This window comes from Synechococcus sp. OH30, assembly GCF_047462175.1.
Classification (GTDB): domain Bacteria; phylum Cyanobacteriota; class Cyanobacteriia; order Thermostichales; family Thermostichaceae; genus Thermostichus.
Genome location: NZ_JANSIP010000003.1, coordinates 257,214 through 274,966 on the forward strand (window position 1 = coordinate 257,214; position 17,753 = coordinate 274,966).

At 59.3% G+C, this 17,753-nt stretch carries 19 protein-coding genes and 1 pseudogene; 11 read left to right on the plus strand and 9 right to left on the minus strand.

Annotated elements, in window-relative coordinates; genetic code table 11:
- Positions 1 to 7: 7 nt before the first annotated feature.
- On the minus strand, positions 8 to 895 hold the full coding sequence (locus tag NW830_RS05500; RefSeq protein WP_414360165.1) for a hypothetical protein: 888 nt from the start codon (positions 893 to 895) through the stop codon (positions 8 to 10).
- Positions 896 to 1,120: 225 nt separating this feature from the next.
- Between NW830_RS05500 and psbV the strand changes: the two genes are divergently transcribed.
- From psbV to NW830_RS05520, 4 genes are all read left to right on the plus strand, one after another.
- Complete coding sequence (gene psbV / locus NW830_RS05505; RefSeq protein WP_414360162.1) at positions 1,121 to 1,654, plus strand: photosystem II cytochrome c-550; 534 nt, start codon at positions 1,121 to 1,123, stop codon at positions 1,652 to 1,654.
- Between the two features lie 362 nt (positions 1,655 to 2,016).
- Positions 2,017 to 2,235, plus strand: coding sequence for a hypothetical protein (locus NW830_RS05510; RefSeq protein WP_414360160.1), 219 nt, complete (start codon positions 2,017 to 2,019; stop codon positions 2,233 to 2,235).
- 40 nt (positions 2,236 to 2,275) lie between these two features.
- On the plus strand, positions 2,276 to 2,755 hold the full coding sequence (locus NW830_RS05515) for a LapA family protein (RefSeq protein ID WP_414360157.1): 480 nt from the start codon (positions 2,276 to 2,278) through the stop codon (positions 2,753 to 2,755).
- Positions 2,743 to 3,639: a sulfatase-like hydrolase/transferase gene (locus NW830_RS05520; protein WP_414360155.1), complete on the plus strand. Its 897-nt coding sequence runs from the start codon at positions 2,743 to 2,745 to the stop codon at positions 3,637 to 3,639. Before NW830_RS05515 ends, NW830_RS05520 begins: the two co-directional genes overlap by 13 nt.
- Before the next feature lie 89 nt (positions 3,640 to 3,728).
- Here NW830_RS05520 and NW830_RS05525 read toward each other — a convergent pair whose 3' ends face one another.
- The 6 genes and pseudogenes from NW830_RS05525 to NW830_RS05550 form a co-directional block, all read right to left on the minus strand.
- Positions 3,729 to 4,826 (minus strand): AI-2E family transporter, encoded by a 1,098-nt coding sequence (locus NW830_RS05525; RefSeq protein ID WP_414360152.1) that lies wholly within the window; start codon positions 4,824 to 4,826, stop codon positions 3,729 to 3,731.
- Positions 4,827 to 4,847: 21 nt separating this feature from the next.
- Complete coding sequence (gene fabI / locus NW830_RS05530) at positions 4,848 to 5,624, minus strand: enoyl-ACP reductase FabI (protein ID WP_414360150.1); 777 nt, start codon at positions 5,622 to 5,624, stop codon at positions 4,848 to 4,850.
- 61 nt (positions 5,625 to 5,685) lie between these two features.
- Positions 5,686 to 7,491, minus strand: coding sequence for an aspartate--tRNA ligase (gene aspS, locus NW830_RS05535; RefSeq protein ID WP_414360149.1), 1,806 nt, complete (start codon positions 7,489 to 7,491; stop codon positions 5,686 to 5,688).
- Between the two features lie 374 nt (positions 7,492 to 7,865).
- A complete protein-coding gene (locus NW830_RS05540; protein WP_414360146.1) occupies positions 7,866 to 8,153 on the minus strand; it encodes an RNA recognition motif domain-containing protein in 288 nt (95 codons plus the stop codon).
- A gap of 170 nt (positions 8,154 to 8,323) precedes the next feature.
- A pseudogene (gene rsmG / locus NW830_RS05545) lies at positions 8,324 to 9,097 on the minus strand (16S rRNA (guanine(527)-N(7))-methyltransferase RsmG); the annotation flags it as partial.
- Positions 9,094 to 10,059, minus strand: coding sequence for a hypothetical protein (locus NW830_RS05550; protein ID WP_414360144.1), 966 nt, complete (start codon positions 10,057 to 10,059; stop codon positions 9,094 to 9,096). The gene NW830_RS05550 and the pseudogene rsmG, both read right to left, overlap by 4 nt.
- 269 nt (positions 10,060 to 10,328) lie before the next feature.
- Between NW830_RS05550 and guaA the strand changes: the two genes are divergently transcribed.
- The gene (gene guaA, locus NW830_RS05555; protein WP_414360141.1) at positions 10,329 to 11,879 is read left to right on the plus strand and encodes a glutamine-hydrolyzing GMP synthase; all 1,551 of its coding nucleotides are present in this window, start codon (positions 10,329 to 10,331) and stop codon (positions 11,877 to 11,879) included.
- A gap of 133 nt (positions 11,880 to 12,012) precedes the next feature.
- Here guaA and NW830_RS05560 read toward each other — a convergent pair whose 3' ends face one another.
- Positions 12,013 to 12,339 carry a hypothetical protein gene (locus NW830_RS05560; protein WP_414360139.1) on the minus strand — a complete coding sequence of 109 codons (327 nt, stop codon included), beginning with the start codon at positions 12,337 to 12,339 and terminating at the stop codon, positions 12,013 to 12,015.
- 83 nt (positions 12,340 to 12,422) lie between these two features.
- Positions 12,423 to 13,439, minus strand: a complete 1,017-nt coding sequence (locus NW830_RS05565; protein WP_414360138.1) for a CobW family GTP-binding protein — start codon at positions 13,437 to 13,439, stop codon at positions 12,423 to 12,425.
- A 127-nt stretch (positions 13,440 to 13,566) separates the two neighbouring features.
- Between NW830_RS05565 and NW830_RS05570 the strand changes: the two genes are divergently transcribed.
- The 6 genes from NW830_RS05570 to NW830_RS05595 all read left to right on the plus strand — a co-directional run bounded on the left by NW830_RS05570 (position 13,567) and on the right by NW830_RS05595 (position 17,688).
- Complete coding sequence (locus NW830_RS05570) at positions 13,567 to 13,971, plus strand: TMEM165/GDT1 family protein (RefSeq protein WP_414360136.1); 405 nt, start codon at positions 13,567 to 13,569, stop codon at positions 13,969 to 13,971.
- Positions 13,972 to 14,020: 49 nt separating this feature from the next.
- Positions 14,021 to 14,353 carry a TMEM165/GDT1 family protein gene (locus tag NW830_RS05575; protein ID WP_414360133.1) on the plus strand — a complete coding sequence of 111 codons (333 nt, stop codon included), beginning with the start codon at positions 14,021 to 14,023 and terminating at the stop codon, positions 14,351 to 14,353.
- A gap of 123 nt (positions 14,354 to 14,476) precedes the next feature.
- Positions 14,477 to 15,235: a UMP kinase gene (pyrH, locus tag NW830_RS05580; RefSeq protein ID WP_414360130.1), complete on the plus strand. Its 759-nt coding sequence runs from the start codon at positions 14,477 to 14,479 to the stop codon at positions 15,233 to 15,235.
- Positions 15,236 to 15,499: 264 nt separating this feature from the next.
- Positions 15,500 to 16,522 (plus strand): endolytic transglycosylase MltG, encoded by a 1,023-nt coding sequence (gene mltG, locus NW830_RS05585; protein ID WP_414360795.1) that lies wholly within the window; start codon positions 15,500 to 15,502, stop codon positions 16,520 to 16,522.
- A gap of 4 nt (positions 16,523 to 16,526) precedes the next feature.
- The gene (locus NW830_RS05590) at positions 16,527 to 17,003 is read left to right on the plus strand and encodes a YqeG family HAD IIIA-type phosphatase (RefSeq protein WP_414360128.1); all 477 of its coding nucleotides are present in this window, start codon (positions 16,527 to 16,529) and stop codon (positions 17,001 to 17,003) included.
- 85 nt (positions 17,004 to 17,088) lie between these two features.
- Complete coding sequence (locus tag NW830_RS05595; RefSeq protein WP_414360125.1) at positions 17,089 to 17,688, plus strand: thermonuclease family protein; 600 nt, start codon at positions 17,089 to 17,091, stop codon at positions 17,686 to 17,688.
- Positions 17,689 to 17,753: the final 65 nt, after the last annotated feature.

The window sequence follows — 17,753 nt, forward strand, 5'->3', positions numbered from 1 at the left end:
GCCCAGTCTAAGCTACCACTTTGACAGCCTGCTCCATACACCACCAGGGATCCTCGGCAAAAGCCGGCATGGGCGTGCTGCCTGCTCTACCCAAAATGGCCAGCCGAACTTCCCGATCCAGACGGGATCCTGATCCATAGGGATCTTCGGAGGGGGGCTCCAGTCTTTGCCCTAAAGGGGGCATTGCCATGATGCCGGGCTGCATGCCAGTACTGCTGACCCAGATTTTGAAGCGATCCACCGTTGTCTCGGCGTCTTCGGGCAGTTGCATCTGCAGCAGATAGCGAGGGCCAGAGCCGACTAACACGCTTTCGCCAGGGCGCAGGCGGGCAGGAAAGTCCGGCTGGTAGGGATAGACTAAACCGACGCTGCACTGCCGTTCGTCAAAGACTGTTACATAGACATGCACCGGGGTGAGGGCCCTATTCCGCAAGGCAATAGCCAGGTTGCGTCCTGCCTGGATTTGCACTTGGCCCTGAGGATCCCGCGGCAGGGGGCTAACTTCGGCAGGCCTGGAGCCGCTGGCTGGCGTTTCCAGTTGCAGAAACTCCACTTCCAGGACGTTGCTTAAGGCATCGCTGGCAGGTTGCAGGTTGAGGAGGTTGTCGAAGGCAGCCACGTGCTCCAACAGCCGCACCAGCTTGCGGGGCAGAGCCTGCGGCTTTTTCACTGGGATCCGGAAAGCAGCCAGAGCCACCGCCTCTCCGCGGCGGTAAAAGTAATAAGTGGCATCCGGCAAAATCTCCACCCGCAGAGCTGCTGTTTCCGGCTCAGTATAGGTCAGAAGTGGCGAGGCCGGCAGAGCCGTTACTAACTCGGCAACAGGGATCGGCACTTGACTGGAATCTGCGCAGGTGAAGGCCACCCGCAACGGCTGGAACTGGAAGGATGACATGGGCAATAATCCTAGAACTTCGCTCCAGAACCTCCAGAGGGCAGGCTAAGCTTTATGCTACCTGTTTAAAAGCCAATCCTAGCCGCTGGGGATCCTGAACACCTCCCAGAGAATCCCGCCTGCAAGTGATCCCGCAATAGTCTATCCTTAGATCCTGGTGGCGGGTTTGTCACTGGAGCAGAGCCGACTCCCTTTCTTTTTGAGGTCATTGATTGGTGGAGAACCATGTTTAGCAAGTCCTTTTCTTTCCAGAAGGCGCTGGTGGCAGTGCGGCGGTTTTTGGCTTGGATCCTGGCTTTAGGGCTGGCTGGGTTTGCCTGGGGGCCAGCCCTGGCAGCCAGGCAGATCCCTCCGGTTCCCCTGTCGCCCACTGAAACTATTACTTTTACCGAGGCGCAACTGGCCCGCGGCAAGCAGCTCTTTAACAAAACCTGTGCCCAGTGCCACGTAGGAGGCCAGACCCTTCCCAACCCAGATGTTACCTTGAGCCTTTCGGATCTAGCGGGGGCAACACCTCCTCGTGACAACGTGCTGGCAATTGTGGACTACATTAAAAACCCAGTTACCTATGATGGAGTAGAGTCCCTGGTGGAATACCATCCCAACACCCAGCTCCTAAGTGAGTATCCTCGCCTGCGCAACCTCACTGATGAGGATCTAAAGTTAATTGCCGGCTACATCTTGGTTCAAGCTAAGACGGTGCCCGGTTGGGGCGGCACTAAGAGTGAATCCCACAGTGATCTTTCGGCCTATCTCTGATGTCTAGGCAAGCTCAAGTGGCAAACCGGTGGCGGATCCCGAGCTGGAGATAGGCCGGGATCCTGCTTTTGGTATGGCTAGGGCTAGCTAGCCTAGTGGCAGCCCGTATTGATCCCTACGTGAGCCAGTATCTGCGGGCCACTGAGCCGGTGGTAACCCTCCGTCCCGCTAGCGCGATTTGTACAGGGCGGAAAAGCCCGCTTGCGTTAGCGGGACGTAGTCCTTGAGGGACTTGAGTCGTTCGCCAATGCTCAAGCACCCACCCCTGTGAAAGAGCCGGACAGTGCTAAGCGGAACCTTGAGACTTGGTTCCAAGGAACTGTCTAGGTGTGGCTTGACACAGCGCCTTTACGAGTTCGTCGGTGGACTGCGTTAGTCGGTGGGCATGCTCTCGTGGAGTACCCCGCAGCTACGATGGCAGCGAGCCCAGCTACGGCTGCCGTCCTGTACCTTCCTCCTGGATGGATGAGGAAGCTCTGCGTAACCTAGCTGCCTTTATCCTTAGAGCTGCTCAAGTGGCCCCCACCTGGGGCTCCAACACTTCAATTGACCCTGGCTGGAGGCTCTCTGCCCCCTGCTAGGGGATTGATGGTAGCCTAAGGGAGAGGAAAGGTTGAGGCCATGCTCCAGAACATCCGCTCCCTGCTCCTAGGCCTGTGGATCCTGGCCTTGCTCATCTTCCTTGTCCAAAACTGGGGATCTGCAGCGGTGGTTATTGTCGCTGGGCAGGCCAGCCCAGCTCTGCCCCTGTCGCTGGTGCTTTTGACTGCCTATGGAGTAGGAGTGGGCTTGGGATTTCTGTACGTGGGATCTTGGCAGCTACACCAGCGGGCGTTGGAGCGACAGGCAATCCGCAAGCTTAATCAACTCCTCGAGCGGGTGCGTTTTTTGGAAGCGCAGCTGCTTCCCCCTGACCACTATTTGCCCCCAGATCTGCCGGATCCCCAAGCAGGCCGCTATTCCTATTCCAATATCCCGCCGGAACGCATTCGCGATCCCGCCCCCGAACCCAGTGAAGCTGAGGACGACACCGCAGCTCCCAGCTGGCGGATCGTCCGGCGGCCTTACGCTGCCGAGGAGGAGGAAGAATGGGATTCCTAAACTGGTGGAGAGCATCTGCAGCCCCTGCCTCTGAGCCCACCCCTCGCCCCGAGCCTCAAGGGCAGAATAACTACCTGCTCATCGTGCTGGACAGTTGCCGCTTCGACAGCCTGCTGGCGGCTAAGCCCAAGCACTTGCTGAAGTTAGGCCCTCTGGAAAAGCGCTGGAGCTACGCTTCCTGGACAGCTCCTGCCCACTACAACCTCCTCATGGGCCTGCTGCCCCATACTAGCCCCACCCACGTCTTTGCTTCCGAACACTACAAGCAGGAGTATTTGCGCTACAACGAGCGCCTTGGCACTCGGCAGCCAATTGAGTTCAAGCATCTGCTGCCGCACCTCTATTTGCCAACGCTACTGAAGCATCAACTGGGCTACACCACCCACGCCCTAGTCTCCATGCCGGTGCTCAACCCCAGCACCCTGCTCAATCGCGACTTTGATTCCTACCGTCTCATGCCCCGCCACAACGACATGGCGGCTATGGTGGAGCAGTTGCGCTTTGATCCGGATCGCCCTAGCTTTTACCTGCTGAATGTGGGCGAAACTCACTATCCCTACGCTCTGCCCGACGAGGACCCCAGCTCGTGGCCCCACCTTTCGGGGGTCAATGGGGTGCTCAAGCGGCTGGATGAAGGGGAAGAGGACGGGATCCCCTTTTTCAGTGCCGCCCAGGTGGAGGAGCTGCGCCAGCGGCAGATTGAGGCAGTGCGCTACCTAGACGGGGTCTTTGAGCAGCTGTTCGATCTGGTTCCCAAAAACACCTACATTACAGTGACTGCCGACCACGGCGAGTTGTTTGGGGAAGGGGGCTACTTTGGCCATGGCCCCATCCAGCACGAAAAGGTGCTGGAAGTGCCTTTTATCGAGGGAAAAATTCGCTAACAACGCCCCCAGCTTCTCTCTGTTAGGGACAGGAAAAATGGGGATCGGGGCTAGGTTGCTGCCTGAAAGGGCCGTCTCTGAGAAAGGGGTTAGACTTGCTGAGTCTCTGGCTTGGGCAGGGTGGGATCCCGGCGAGTTTCCCTTTCGCCATCTTCGGCGGCCAAGTCAGCGGAACGGGCCACCTCGTAGAGACTTTTCACCACGCTGCTGAGGGGAATGGCAACAATCACGCCCAGGATGCCCCCCAGCTGGGCTCCCACCAACAGGGCAATCAAGATCCACACTGGGTTAAGGCCAATTAGCTCCCCCATTAGCCGGGGAGCGATGACCCGATCCTTAATCTGCTGCACAATCAAGGAGACCAGCACCACCTTAAGGCTAAGCCAGATATCTTGGAAGGCCAGCAGCACTGCTGCCGCACCAATGCCAATGAAGCCCCCCACCAGCGGGATCACCTCCAGCAGGCCAATCAAGAGGCCAAACAAAAGCCCAAAGGGCACTCGCAGGAGCCCAAACGCTGGCACCAGCATCAGGGCCATAATGAACCCCAACACCAACTGGCTGATGAGAAAGTTCTGAAAACTCAGCACCAGGGCTTCGCCAATGCGTGGCCCCCAGGGCTTGGGAAAGAGGCTGAGCAACCCCTGCCAGAACTGGCCCCCGTAGAGCAGCATGTAGAGGGCCAAGACCAAAACCAACACCAGGTCAACCACCTGGTTAAAGGTGCCCAGGAGGAGGTCCAGGGACTGGCCGGCAATTTTTTCGGCACTGGCCTGCAGGCGGTTAAGGAGAGTGTTCACCAGCTCCGGCTGCCCAAGGTTGATGCCGCGCTCGGCAGCCCAGAGGCTAATCTGGTCAAGCCAGTGTTGTAAAGTATCCACCCACTCCGGGATCCGCGCTCCCAACTGCACCACCTGCCTGGCTAGGATGGGCACAACGGCGATCCCCACCAAGACCAGCAGCACCACCGAGAGGGCAAAGACTAAGGCCACCGCTACAACGCGGTTGACCCGATAGCGCTGCAGGACCCGTACCGGGTAGTTGAGCAAAAAAGCCAGTACCGCCGCCGTCAGGAGGGTGGTGAGTAGATGGCCAAACAGCCGGCCCACTTGCAGGGCCAGCCAGCCGCTAATGACAATCAAAATCCAAGTCAGCAGCAGCCGCTGCAAGGGGGAGAAGCGGTTCATGCCAGGGGGATCCCACTGAGCTTAAAAACCTAGGATGCTATATCCACTATCTACGTAGATCACCTGGCCGGTAATACCACTGGCTAGGTCGCTGGCCAGAAAAGCAGCCACATTCCCCACCTCAAGCTGCGTGATGTTGCGCCGCAGCGGGGCTTTCTCCTCGACGGCGTGCAGCATGGCATGAAAATCAGCAATGGCCGAGGAAGCCAATGTACGGATGGGCCCAGCAGAGATGGCATTCACCCGGATCCCGGCGGGGCCCAGCTCGGCCGCCAGGTAGCGAACACAGGTTTCCAGGCCCGCTTTGGTGACAGCGGCCATGTTGTAGTTAGGCACCACCCGCACACTCCCCAAGTAGGTGAGGGTAAGGACGCTGCTGCCAGGTCTTAGAAGAGGCTTGGCGGCTCGGCAGAGGGCAATGAGGGAGTAGGTGCTCACATCCATGGCCAGGGCAAACCCCTCCCGAGAAATATCGCTAAAATTGCCGCTCAGCTCTTCTTTTTTGACGTAGGCTAGGCAGTGAACCAAGATATCGACCTGACCCCATTTCTGGGCTACTGCCTGAAACAGATCGTTGATTTGCTGATCGCTTTGCACGTCGCAGGGGAGGAGAAAATCCGGCTGCAGGGGCTCCGTCAATTGCTGGACTCTGGTTTTGAAGCGATCCCGCTCGTCGGGCAAGTAGGTAACCCCCAACGTAGCTCCCGCTTTGTGCAGCTGCTGGGCAATGCCCCAGGCGATGGAGCGCTCGTTGGCAATGCCGGTTACCAAGGCTTTCTTTCCGGTCAGATCTAGCATAGGGAGACCCAAAGGTAGGGGTACATGCCTATCCATCCTCCCACACAGGTGGAGGGATCCCTTAGCTGGGCTGATAGGTGGAAGCCACGTGCAATTCTTTGAGCTGCTTGGGCTCAACGCCAGAGGGGGCGCCGGTGAGCAAACACCTAGCCTGCTGCGTTTTGGGAAAGGCAATGACATCGCGGATGGAATCTTCCCCTGCCAGCAGCATGACCAGCCGGTCCAGGCCGTAGGCAATGCCGCCGTGGGGCGGCGTGCCGTACTCAAAGGCTTCTAGCAAAAAGCCAAACTTGTCCCGCGCCTGCTCAGGGGTAAGGCCGATGATCTGGAAAACCTGCTCCTGGATCTCCCGCTGGTAGATGCGCAGGGATCCCCCGCCCACTTCCACGCCGTTCCAGACCAGGTCGTAGGCCTGGGCCCGCGCCGTTTTTAGGTCGGCCAAGTCCTCCGGATGAGGGGCGGTAAAGGGGTGGTGCAGGGCTTCCAGGCGGTTTTCCTCGGCGTTGAATTCAAACATGGGGAAATCGGTGATCCAGAGAAGATTCAAGGCGTTCTCCGGGATCAAGCCTAGCTCCTGGCCCAGGTGCAGCCGCAGGCGGCCCAGCGACTCGTTGACCACGGCAGCTGGCCCCGCCCCAAACAGCAGCAGATCCCCTGGCTTGGCGTTGGTAAGCTGCAGCAACTGCTTCTCCTGCTCAGGGCTAAGGCTTTCCTTGAGGGCACCAATGGTGTCGAGGCTGTCAGGCCGCACCCGGATGAAGGCCAGGCCGCCTGCCCCGTACTGGGTGACCAGCTTGAACAGGTCGCCGCCGGGTTTGATGCGGGTGTTGGAGATCCTCTCGTCGCCGCCGGGTACCGGCAGAACTTTGACTACTCCTCCCTGCTGCAGGGCTTTGGCAAAGACTTGAAAGCGAGATCCCTGAAACACCGTTGAAACGTCCACCAACTCCAGCCCAAAGCGGGTGTCGGGCTTGTCGGAGCCGTAGCGGGCCATGGCCTCGGCGTAGGTTAACCGCGGGAAAGGACGGGGGAGGTCGATCCCTTTGACGGTTTTGAAGATGTGGCAGAGGAGCCGCTCGTTGAGCTCCAGGATTGCCTCCTGATCCATGAAGCTCATCTCCATGTCCAACTGGGTAAACTCCGGCTGGCGATCTGCCCGCAGATCCTCATCCCGAAAGCAGCGGGCAATTTGGTAGTAGCGATCCACCCCAGCCACCATCAGCAACTGCTTAAAAAGCTGGGGCGACTGCGGCAGGGCAAACCACTCGCCAGGATTGAGGCGGCTGGGCACCAGGTAGTCCCTGGCCCCTTCGGGGGTGGAGCGGGTGAGGATGGGGGTCTCCACCTCGATAAAGCCTTCCTCATCCTCCAGGAAGCGGCGGATGGCCTTGATGACCTGGTGGCGCAGCTGCAGGTTGCGAGACAAGCGCTCTCGCCTCAAGTCCAAGTAGCGGTAGCGCAGGCGGATCTCCTCCCGCACCTCTTCCCCTTCCTCCCCAGAAACACTAAAGGGAAGCTGCTTGCCCACACGGCTGAGAATTTCCAACTCCTCCGCGTAGACCTCCACTTCGCCGGTGGCCAGGCGGGGGTTAAAGGCGTCTTCAGGCCGCCGCTGAACCCTGCCTGTGACCCGCACCACGTATTCATTGCGCACCTCCTTAGCCAGCTCATAGGAGAGGGGGGTTTTCTGGGGATCAGCCACCAGTTGTACGATGCCAGAGCGATCCCGCAGATCCAGGAAGATCACGCCCCCGTGGTCGCGGCGGCGGTCGATCCAGCCGTAGAGGGTAACCCTCTGGCCGATGTGGGCCGGGCGCACTTGGCCACAGTAGAGGGAACGGGGAGGACGACGGATGGCAGCAGGCATGGACAACGTGAGAAAACGAGGGTCTGAGCCCCTATCATACAAAACTCAGCCCCCTTGCCTGGAATCCCCTCCAGCTTCCAGGCGGGGGCCTAGCTCCCCCAGACAGCTCCCAGGCGGCCACCCGTTGGACGACCAGCGCTCCGTCGGGCTAAGGACTACTCCAAGCGGGCGCCACGGCAACTTGCCGCTGCAAGACCCACCTCATGGCTGTTTTGGGGCTCAACCGAGCCAGCAAAAGTGGGGAGCTACCCAGCTATCCTTCCGGTACTCCAGAGCGGCTCTCCTGCTCTTCCTTGGTTTGGCTGAGCCTGTTGAACCCCCACCTTTGGGGTTGAAGCTAGGGATCCCCACCAGCGGTGCAGCAACCTAAGGATCTAGAAGCGAGCGGAACGATTCCCTCGGCTACTGCTTGTGCTAACCTGCCGCGGCAGGGCCTTGTTGACTCTTAGATCGCGGCCCATCCAAGTGGCCCCATCCAGTTCTTCGATAGCCTTTTGCTCGTCGGCTTCGTTTTCCAGCTCCACAAAAGCAAAGCCCCGCTTGCGGCCCGTTTCGCGATCTACTGGCATCTTGATTTGCTTGACAGTGCCGTATTCAGCAAAAACCCGCCGTAGGTCTTCTTCACTGGCCTTGAAGGACAGGTTGCCGACAAAAATGGTCATAACCTAGCGAACTCCGAACTTTACCCTTTAGCGCTCAGTTCGGAAGCTCGCCTGGTTAGACCCTTGGCTTGATCCGAAACTGATGCCCCCACCATCATAGTCTTGGCAGCAGCATTTGCAAACTCCCCCTCCTCGATTTTCTGCAGACATCTTTGGGGAAGCTTGCTCCGCCCTAAGGGTTGGCGTTGGGGAACGCCAGGCGGGCGGGGATAGAGAGCCGGTGTGGGGGCCACTTTCTCTAGCAGCAGACAGTGGCGCACGCTGTGGCTGTGGGGAGTGGTGAAGGCTTCAACGTGAACCAATTTCCCTCCTAGAAGGGAGAGGGCCCGCTCCAGGACTTGGGCTTCGGCCTGGGTCCAATGGCCGCGGTAGAGGATGGCGCGTCCCCCCACCTTGAGGAGGGGCAGACAATACTCGGCGCAGATCTCCGCGGCGGCTAGAGCCCTGGCTAGGGCCAGATCATAGCTGCCGCGTTCCTGCGGGTCTTGCCCCCAAACTTCCGCCCGCTGAGCCACTGGCCGTGCCTGGGGGAGGGAAAGCTGCTGCAAAACGCCTTGCACAAAGGCAATCTTGCGCTGGGTGCTATCTAGCAGGGTAAAGCTGGCTTGGGGTAGGGCAATTTGGGCTGGGATCCCTGGGAAGCCTGCTCCCGTGCCAACGTCGATCCCCCGCCAGGGCTGGGTTTGGATGACCTCCCAGGGACCCAGGAGGCAGAGGCCCCGCAGCGAGTCCCACAGGTGTTTTTCCCAGAAGTCGATGGGGTCGGTGATGCGGGTGAGGTTTTGGGTGCGGTTGCCGGCCATCACCAGGGGGTAGAGTTGCTGCAGTTGCTGTTGCTGGCGCTCCGTGGGTTGCCAACCGAGATCTGCCAGCCACCTTGCCCACAGCGCTTTGAGATCTGGGGGCTCCGGTGGGAACAGGGGGGTCTGCTTGGCTTTGGTCATCCTGGCAGGCCCAGCTTCAAGGCAGCAGGGATGGCTTTTTCGGCCCAACCCTTGAGTTCCTGGGTTAAGCCCTGCAAAGAGCGATCCGCCCCCACCAGTTCCTGATTCAAGCAAACCAGCTCCTGCAAATCCAGCTCCTGATAGGGGATCCCCTCCTCCAGCCAGAGGTTAATGGGTTGCGACTGCGCCGGGAAGGGCTGACGGGAGGCCAACTCCAGTTCCACCTCCAAAAGCACCTGCTCCAGCCGCTCGACCTGCTCTTGCATCCGCGCCAGCAGGGCTGCTAGCTGCTGACAACAGTGGTGAACCCGTTGGGCGTAGACTTTGAGGGGTAAGGTCAGCGGCAGCAGGGATTCAGACAGCAATTGGATCAGGTGCTGGGCTTCCAGCTCTTCCAGTTGTAGGTCTTGCCAAATAGCCTGGTAGAGCTGCAACGCCTGGCGACAGGCCTCCAGGCGGCGGTAGCAGGGCTGTAACAGGGAAGCCCGCAACTCCTGCAGGTAATCGGCCCACAGTTGTCCCACCTCCCCCATCGAGGTGGGACGCAGAAAACTCCACCCCTGGGCCACCAGCCAACTAATCACCAGGCCGGCCAACAGTTGGTTTCTTTGGCCTAGTAGGAAAGGGGAAAGCTGCTCTCCCCAAGTAGCCAGCCCCAGCCAGATCAGGGCGGCCAAAGCCAAATGGGGCAAGCTAATCATCTCGGCCAAAAGCTGGGTAGACCAGCGCTGGCGCAGTCTCCAGATCATCGCGGCCCCTAGGCTGTAGAGCCCTCCCCCCAGCAGCGGGATCGCCACTAACCACGGCAGCGGCAGCAGTTTATTCTTGCCCAGTACATCCCAACTGAGCAAGTACAAGGCCAAGAGAGCCAAAACCACAACCCATCCCTGCTGGTGCTTGAAACGGCGGGCCAGCAAACGACGGCGGCGACGTAGGTAGGTTTGGAAGGATTCGGCAACCATGGACACACTAGGGCCCCCTGTCGCTCTACCCACTCCTTTGGAGCCCTATCATCATTCTGCCTACTTCTCTAGGGGGAGGGTTGCCTAGCCGGGGGCCAACTTTTCCAGGGATCCGGGGCGCGGTTTGTTTCCAGAAAGGCCTTCCTGCTACGATGGAAGGATACTTAACGTTTCTTATCCACAGCCAAGTTTTGGCCCTGCTTTCTCTCCGGCCCTGGGTGAGGCTTGGGGGTCTCTTCTGCTTCTCTCCTCCCTTCCGACAGTGCCCGATGATCGTCATTCTTGATTTTGGCTCCCAGTACTCGGAGCTGATTGCCCGCCGTATTCGCGAAACCCACGTCTATTCGGAAATCCTTTCCTATCGCACCACTGCTCAACAACTGCGGCAACTGCGGCCCCAAGGCATTATCCTCTCCGGCGGACCCAACTCGGTCTATGAGCCGGGCGCTCCTACTTGTGACCCTGAGATCTGGAAGTTGGGGATCCCCATCCTGGGCGTGTGCTACGGCATGCAGCTCATGGTGCAACAGTTGGGGGGCAGGGTGGAGCCAGCCCAAAAAGGCGAATATGGCCGTGCTGCCCTCCACATTTTGGATCCCACCAACCTGCTCACCAACTTGCCGGAAAACAGCATTATGTGGATGAGCCATGGGGATGCGGTTACTGAGTTGCCGCCAGGCTTTCACACCCTGGCTGCCACGGACAATACCCCCTTTGCCGCCATTGCCGATCCCGTTCGCCGTCTGTACGGAGTGCAATTTCACCCAGAAGTGGCCCACTCCGAGGGCGGCGCCTTCTTGATCCGCAATTTTGTCTATCACATCTGTGGCTGCGAGCCCACCTGGACCACGGAAGCCTTTTTGGAGCAAGCAATTCGTGAGGTTCGCGCCCAGGTGGGCAACAAAAGGGTGTTGCTGGCCCTTTCTGGGGGGGTGGACAGCTCCACCCTGGCTTTTTTGCTGCACAAGGCCATCGGCGACCAGCTCACCTGCGTGTTTATCGACCAAGGGTTCATGCGCAAGGGCGAGCCGCAGCGGCTGCTGCGTCTTTTCCAGGAACAATTTCACATCCCCGTTCACTACGTAGATGGCCAGGAGCGCTTCCTCCAACAGTTGAAGGGAGTCACCGACCCGGAAGAAAAACGCAAGCGCATTGGGGCAGAGTTCATTCGCGTCTTTGAGGAAGAATCCCAGCGGCTAGGCCCCTTCGAGTACCTAGCCCAGGGCACCCTCTACCCCGATGTCATCGAGTCGGCCAACACCAACGTGGATCCGGTGACTGGAGAGCGCATCGCTGTCAAGATCAAAAGCCACCACAACGTCGGTGGCCTGCCAGAAAATCTGCGCTTTAAGCTGGTAGAACCTTTGCGCAAGCTCTTCAAAGACGAAGTGCGGCAACTGGCCCGCTCCTTGGGTTTGCCGGAAGAAATTGTTGGCCGCCATCCCTTCCCAGGACCGGGATTGGCCATCCGCATTGTAGGGGAGGTTACCAAGGAGCGCTTGGAGATCCTGCGTGAGGCCGACATGATTGTCCGCCAGGAGATCAACCGCTCTGGCTACTACTCCCAGCTCTGGCAGGCCTTTGCTGTGTTGCTGCCGGAGGTGCGCTCAGTGGGGGTAATGGGGGACAAGCGCACCTACGCTTGCCCAGTGGTCGTGCGATTGGTAACCAGCGAAGATGGCATGACAGCGGACTGGGCCAGGGTGCCCTACGACCTCTTGGCCACCATCTCCAACCGCATTGTCAACGAGGTGCCAGGCGTCAACCGTGTGGTTTACGACATCACCTCCAAGCCGCCGGCCACCATTGAGTGGGAGTAAGAGTCTCCTGCCCTGGGGGTGCGGAGCGGGACAAGCCTTGTCCTTGTAGCGTCAGGGCCGGGATCCAGACACCCCCGTGAAGATAGGGTAGGGTGCTCCCTTCGATAGCTGCCAGCTTTGGGGGAGCAGGAGGCTACAGCCTTTTTTCCACAGAAACTTGGGTGTTCAGCAGCACCCGCTCCGGCTCAAGGTAAGTAAATGTTACCAAAACAACTTCGTCGACTGTCCTGATGGCAACTGGGCAGGTGGCTCTTGGCGGTTCCACTCGCTCGTGCCGTACTCCCACAGTGTACTTTCCAATAGGCAGGTCATCAAAGCCGGCATCGGCGTAGATTAACTCGATGGTTTCTTCCGCAATCTGTTTCCCCTCCTGTTCCAAGAAGGCGACAAAAGGGATCCCCTCAATAGAAGCGAGGGCGTTGTTGGCCTGGTTGCGGATCATCACAAAGATGTCGGACATAGGTGGAATGGCCTCTCTCGAGGCCCCCCTTGGGAGGCTGCTCGGGAGCAGGGCCTAACTCTTCCTAGGCTGCCACCCAGCCCTTAGCCCTGGACGGGGGCAGGGACAAGACAGGCTTCCAACTTTTGCCGCAGCTTGACCGTATCGAGGTGCTGGCCGATGAGCACCAACTGGTTTTTGGGCTGGCGAGGCCACTCATCGCTACTGAGGGTGTAGCGTCGACCGCTGAGGTGGAAGATATACCGCTCTGGGCTTTCTTCAAACCACAGGATCCCTTTGGCTCGAAAGACCGCCTCGGGCAACTCATTGAGAAAGTTTTGGAAGGCATCTAGAGAAAAAGGCCGATCACTCTCAAAGGAGAGGGAGTTAAAGCCATCGGCCTCGATGTGGCTGCGGTGCGAGTGGTCATGCTCGTGGCCGTGTTCGGGGTCGTGCTCAGGCTCAGTGCCGTGAGTCTCCTGCTGGGGCAGGGAGCTGGACTGAAACAGATCCGTATCCAGGATGAGCTCTAGGGGAACAACACTGTTGACCGTGCGCAAGATGCGGGCATCTTCCTTGATCTCGCGGATGCGTTTTTCCAAGCGCTCGACCTCTGCCGGCTCGACCAGGTCGATTTTGTTGAGGAGGATGACGTCTCCATAGGCAATTTGGCTGTAGGCGACGTCGCTGTCAAATAGGTCAGGGGCGAAGTTACTGGCATCCACAAGGGTGATGATCGAGTCCAGTCGTGTTAGATCCCGCAGTTCTGGCCCCAAAAAGGTGAGGGCAACCGGCAAGGGATCCGCCAGCCCTGTGGTCTCCACCACCAGGTAGTCGATTTTGTCGGAGCGCTCCATCAGGCGCAGCACGCTCTCGACAATGTCATCGCGGATGGTGCAGCAGATGCAGCCGTTGTTGAGCTCTACAAGGTCTTCTTCGCTGGAGACAATCAGCTCGCCGTCGATGCCAATCTCGCCAAATTCGTTGACCAGTACCGCCGTGCGCATCCCCTTTTGATTCCTGAGGATGTGGTTTAAGAGGGTGGTTTTCCCACTCCCCAGGAAGCCGGTGATGATGGTGACGGGTAAGCCTCGCTTAGGTACTTCAAGGGTGGTGGTCATAGCGCGCCGGTAAAGTGGATCCCCTCTTTCTATCTTACTCTCCGCGGGGCTGCCAGGAAGCTAAGCGGCTAGGCGATGCAGTAAGCTGGCGCTAAGCTAAGTGAGGGCGGTTGCAGAGGCGGAGGCTATGGCTTTACTGCGCTTTTGGCTGGAGCAGTTGGGGCTAAGTACCTTGGGGTTAGCCCTGCCGCCGCCTCTTGTAAGCTTTGCTCCTGAGAACAACTTGGCGGAGGGATCGCCGCTGCAACTGTGGCTGGTAACCTTTTTAACCGTTTTTGTGGCGGAAATGGGCGACAAGACTCAGTTGGCAACCTTGCTTCTAAGCGCCCAATCCCAGTCTCCCTGGGCAATTTTCTTGGGCTCGGCCAGTGCCCTGGTTACCGCCAGTTTGCTCAGCGTATTGTTGGGGGGGTGGCTGGGTCAGGTGATCCCGGCAGCCTGGATAGAATGGTTGGCGGGTGTGGGTTTTCTGATGATTGGAGTCTACGTGCTGTGGCGAGAATGGCAGGGTGCTCACCTTCGCCAGGGCTAGCTTTTCTAGACAACCACCCCCAAGTTCGGAGGATCAGCCAAGGAACGTGGTGAACCAAGAAAACAGTAGCCAGGCCTCCTCTTTTTCCCTCAGGCAAATAGCCAGTCGGGCTGCTCTGGTCAGCTTTGGCTCAATCCTGCTGGCCGAAATGGGCGACAAAACCCAATTGGCTACCCTGCTCCTCAGTGCCCGCTCGCAAGACCTAACGGTGATCTTTTGTGGGGCTGCCGCTGCCCTCATTAGCACCAGCTTTATCGGGGTTTGGGCAGGGGCCTGGGTGGCGCGGCTTATCCCCCCGCGTTGGATGAAAACCTTGGCCGGCGTGGGGTTTGTGCTGATTGGCCTAGGCTTGCTGGGAGAATCCCTAGCTGCCGGCAGCTAAGAGGCTTGGAACGGCCCTACCCTAGGAGCGCTCTGCCCTCTGGGTGGCAGCCTGGACGCTGCCCAGGGAGCTAGCCGCGCAAACCTGCTATTGTATTGCAGGGGTGGGCTGGAGCGGACGAGTATGAAATACCGACGGATTCTCCTGAAGCTAAGTGGCGAAGCCCTGATGGGGGAGCGTTCCTATGGGATCGACCCCAAAGTTTTGAACTTCATTGCCAACGAGGTAGCCGCGGTAGTGCAAGCCGGGGTCCAGGTGGCCATCGTGGTGGGAGGGGGCAACATCTGGCGCGGGCGCCAAGAGGCGGCTGCCCAGGGAATGGATCAAGCCTCTGCGGACTACGTGGGCATGTTGGCCACTGTCATCAACGCCCTGGCCTTGCAGGATGCCATCGAGCGGGCCGGGATCCCGACGCGAGTGCAGACGGCCATTGCCATGCAGGAGGTGGCCGAGCCTTACATTCGTCGCCGTGCTATTCGTCACCTGGAAAAAGGGCGAGTGGTGATTTTCGGGGCAGGCTCCGGCAACCCCTTTTTTACCACTGACACCACGGCCGCCTTGCGGGCAGCCGAGATCGAGGCAGAAGTCATTTTCAAAGCTACCAAGGTGGACGGGGTTTACGATGCAGATCCCAAAACTCACCCTCAGGCTCGCCGCTACGATGTCCTTAGCTACCAAGAGGTGTTGACCCGCGATCTGCGGGTGATGGATAGTACTGCCATTGCCCTCTGCAAGGAAAATCAACTCCCTATCGTTGTCTTTGACCTGACCACTCCTGGCAACATTTACCGTGCAGTGCAGGGGGAGCCCATTGGCACCTGGATTGGCCAAAGGGGTTCTGGAAGCAACGGCATCCCTGTTTGCCAGCAGGAGAAGTCATGAGCAAAAGGGGCAAGAGTCCCAGCGCTTCGCGCCGCTGGTGCAGGCAGAGCAGATAGCACGTACGATGGTTTTGCTGCCAACAACCAGAGAACGGGGTACTCTTCCCACCTCTCAGGGCAGGGAGGATGTCAACCCAACGCTCACGCCAGCGCCTAGAGTTTACGCCATTGGAAGATGACAGATTGGCTTCACCGGGATCCCCTCTCTGCTAGGCAAAGCGCTAGGGCACCCCGAGTGGCTGGGCAGCGCCTTTGCCAGAGCTTGATGGTTCTGCTAGTGCTGGCAGCAGGATTGGGCTACTGGCGATGGCAGACCTGGCTCCAGCCAGTAGGGGGTTTAGAGCCAATCCAAGTGACGATTCAGCCGGGCAGCAGTAGCCGCCAGATTGGGAGACAACTCCAGCAGGCGGGAGTGATCCGCTCGGCTCTAGCCTGGGAGCTGTGGAGCCGCACCTTTGGGCGCAACTGGGTGTTTCAGGCAGGCACCTACGCTCTGGATCCCAACCAAGACATGCTGGCAGTGGCTCAGCAACTGCGGCAGGGCCGCATTCTGCAGCGGCGGCTCACCATCCCGGAGGGCTGGCGGATTCAACAAATTGCAGAGGCTTTGGCGGAGCGCAACTGGGTGTCAGCTGAGGTTTTCATTGCTACGGCTCGCGTGATCCCTCCCCTGGATTGGCTGCCTCCCAACCTCAGCTCCCTAGAAGGCTACCTCTTCCCCGACACCTATTTCTTCCCCGCTGAGCAGCTGGAGGGATCCCTGCCGGATCGCCAGAAGGCTGAGCTAGTCATCAACGCGATGCTGCAGCGCTTTGCCACGGTGGCCCTGCCCCTGTTTCGGCAGCACGTCACCCCTCTCTCGTTGCACGAATGGGTCACCCTGGCCAGCATTGTGGAGCGGGAGGCTGTAGTGCCAGAAGAGCGCGCCCTAATTGCAGGCGTCTTTTTGAACCGCCTCAAAGCGGGAATGCCCCTGGCTGCCGACCCAACCGTAGAATATGCCCTCAACATCCGGCAAACGCCGACGCGCCGTCTTACCCTCGCCGAGGTGCGCACCCCCTCCCCCTACAACACCTACCTTAACCGCGGCCTGCCTCCCGGCCCCATTGCCAACCCTGGGCTGGCCAGCCTGAAGGCGGTTTTGGAGCCTGAGGAGACTGACTACCTCTATTTTGTGGCCCGCTACGATGGCACCCACGTTTTCAGCAAAACCCTAGCGGAGCACGAGGCGGCCCAACGGCAAATTCTTAGCCAGCTCTCCCAGCCCCCCTCGCCAACAGGTCCCTAGAAAGATGGTCCGCAAGCCTTGGTTTAAGCTGCTGCAGCCGGATGTGGTTGTGAAGGGCACTGTCCTGCAGCTGCGGGCGGAAGAGCTGCGGGCTTGGCAGGTGAGGGGCATTATCTTTGATGTGGACGACACGCTGGTGCCGATCCGTCAGACTGAGGTGGATCCAGCAGTAGCTGCTTGGCTAGAGCAGTTGCGCCCCCACTTTCAAATTTGGCTGGTGAGCAACAACCTCAACGGCAACCGGATTCGGCAAATTGGCGAGAGCTTAAACCTCCCTTTCATTCACAGGGCGGGCAAACCCTCACGGCGCGCCCTGCGGCGAGCTGTGGCGCAAATGGGCTTGCCGGTGGAGGCGGTAGCCATAGTGGGCGATCGCCTCTGGACGGATATTCTGGCAGGCAACCGGCTGGGCTTGGTGACCGTGCTGGTCAATGCCCTCTGGCCTGGCCCAGGGGAACGGCAGCAAATCCTGCCAAGCTGACCCCTTGGCCCCTGTTTTTTGTAAAGTAACGAGGTGAGCCACCCCTGGCTGGCGGTGAAGAGCAGTGTGAAAGGCAAAGCCGACCATGCGATCCCTTTCTCTCGTCAAATCTGCCCTGCAACGGGTAAAGTCAGTTCCCCACCGCTCCAAGTCCCAGGGACGGCGTTGGCTGAGCAGCCTGCTGGCTGTGCCCTTGCTGGTTGTGGCCTGTCCTGGCTGGGCCTTGACCCTGGTGGCCCGCCCTGATCTGCGCAGCCTCAAACGGGCAGAAGTCCTTCGGATAGTGAACTCCAACACCCTGGCTGTGCAAATCGAAGGGGACTTGCAGGTGCGGCTAGTGCAGCTGATTGGGGTTGATCCCTTGCCGGCGGGGATCAACCCCACTTGGACGAAGCTGCGGGGGCAAACCCCCTTGCCAATCGACAACGCCGGCCAATACCTGCAGACAACTTTGCTGGAGCGCGAGGTGTTCTTGGAGTTGGATCCAACCCTGGCTCCTGGGCCGACCCTGCCTGCCTACGTCTGGCGGGCCCATACCCTCATCAACCAGGAGATGCTGTTTTTGGGGCATGGCCTGCTAGCCCAGCAAACGGATGGCCTCAAGTACGGACCTATTCTCAGGGAAGCCGCCAATGCCGCAAAGCAACAAGGTCGCGGCTATTGGGCGCCCTATGGCCCCCGCTAGGAGTTTCTTTGCCAAACAGAGGGCGGCTATTTACCTGCCCTAGCCACTGATTACTCTGGCTTATG

What these genes read in the sequence shown, in the direction of transcription:
- NW830_RS05500 (WP_414360165.1), bottom strand. Translation starts at nt 895, where the DNA reads ATGTCATCCTTCCAGTTCCAGCCGTTGCGGGTGGCCTTCACCTGCGCA.
- psbV (WP_414360162.1), top strand. Translation starts at nt 1,121, where the DNA reads ATGTTTAGCAAGTCCTTTTCTTTCCAGAAGGCGCTGGTGGCAGTGCGG.
- NW830_RS05515 (WP_414360157.1), top strand. Translation starts at nt 2,276, where the DNA reads ATGCTCCAGAACATCCGCTCCCTGCTCCTAGGCCTGTGGATCCTGGCC.
- NW830_RS05520 (WP_414360155.1), top strand. Translation starts at nt 2,743, where the DNA reads ATGGGATTCCTAAACTGGTGGAGAGCATCTGCAGCCCCTGCCTCTGAG.
- NW830_RS05525 (WP_414360152.1), bottom strand. Translation starts at nt 4,826, where the DNA reads ATGAACCGCTTCTCCCCCTTGCAGCGGCTGCTGCTGACTTGGATTTTG.
- fabI (WP_414360150.1), bottom strand. Translation starts at nt 5,624, where the DNA reads ATGCTAGATCTGACCGGAAAGAAAGCCTTGGTAACCGGCATTGCCAAC.
- aspS (WP_414360149.1), bottom strand. Translation starts at nt 7,491, where the DNA reads ATGCCTGCTGCCATCCGTCGTCCTCCCCGTTCCCTCTACTGTGGCCAA.
- NW830_RS05540 (WP_414360146.1), bottom strand. Translation starts at nt 8,153, where the DNA reads ATGACCATTTTTGTCGGCAACCTGTCCTTCAAGGCCAGTGAAGAAGAC.
- NW830_RS05550 (WP_414360144.1), bottom strand. Translation starts at nt 10,059, where the DNA reads ATGGTTGCCGAATCCTTCCAAACCTACCTACGTCGCCGCCGTCGTTTG.
- guaA (WP_414360141.1), top strand. Translation starts at nt 10,329, where the DNA reads ATGATCGTCATTCTTGATTTTGGCTCCCAGTACTCGGAGCTGATTGCC.
- NW830_RS05560 (WP_414360139.1), bottom strand. Translation starts at nt 12,339, where the DNA reads ATGTCCGACATCTTTGTGATGATCCGCAACCAGGCCAACAACGCCCTC.
- NW830_RS05565 (WP_414360138.1), bottom strand. Translation starts at nt 13,439, where the DNA reads ATGACCACCACCCTTGAAGTACCTAAGCGAGGCTTACCCGTCACCATC.
- NW830_RS05570 (WP_414360136.1), top strand. Translation starts at nt 13,567, where the DNA reads ATGGCTTTACTGCGCTTTTGGCTGGAGCAGTTGGGGCTAAGTACCTTG.
- pyrH (WP_414360130.1), top strand. Translation starts at nt 14,477, where the DNA reads ATGAAATACCGACGGATTCTCCTGAAGCTAAGTGGCGAAGCCCTGATG.
- mltG (WP_414360795.1), top strand. Translation starts at nt 15,500, where the DNA reads ATGGTTCTGCTAGTGCTGGCAGCAGGATTGGGCTACTGGCGATGGCAG.
- NW830_RS05590 (WP_414360128.1), top strand. Translation starts at nt 16,527, where the DNA reads ATGGTCCGCAAGCCTTGGTTTAAGCTGCTGCAGCCGGATGTGGTTGTG.
- NW830_RS05595 (WP_414360125.1), top strand. Translation starts at nt 17,089, where the DNA reads ATGCGATCCCTTTCTCTCGTCAAATCTGCCCTGCAACGGGTAAAGTCA.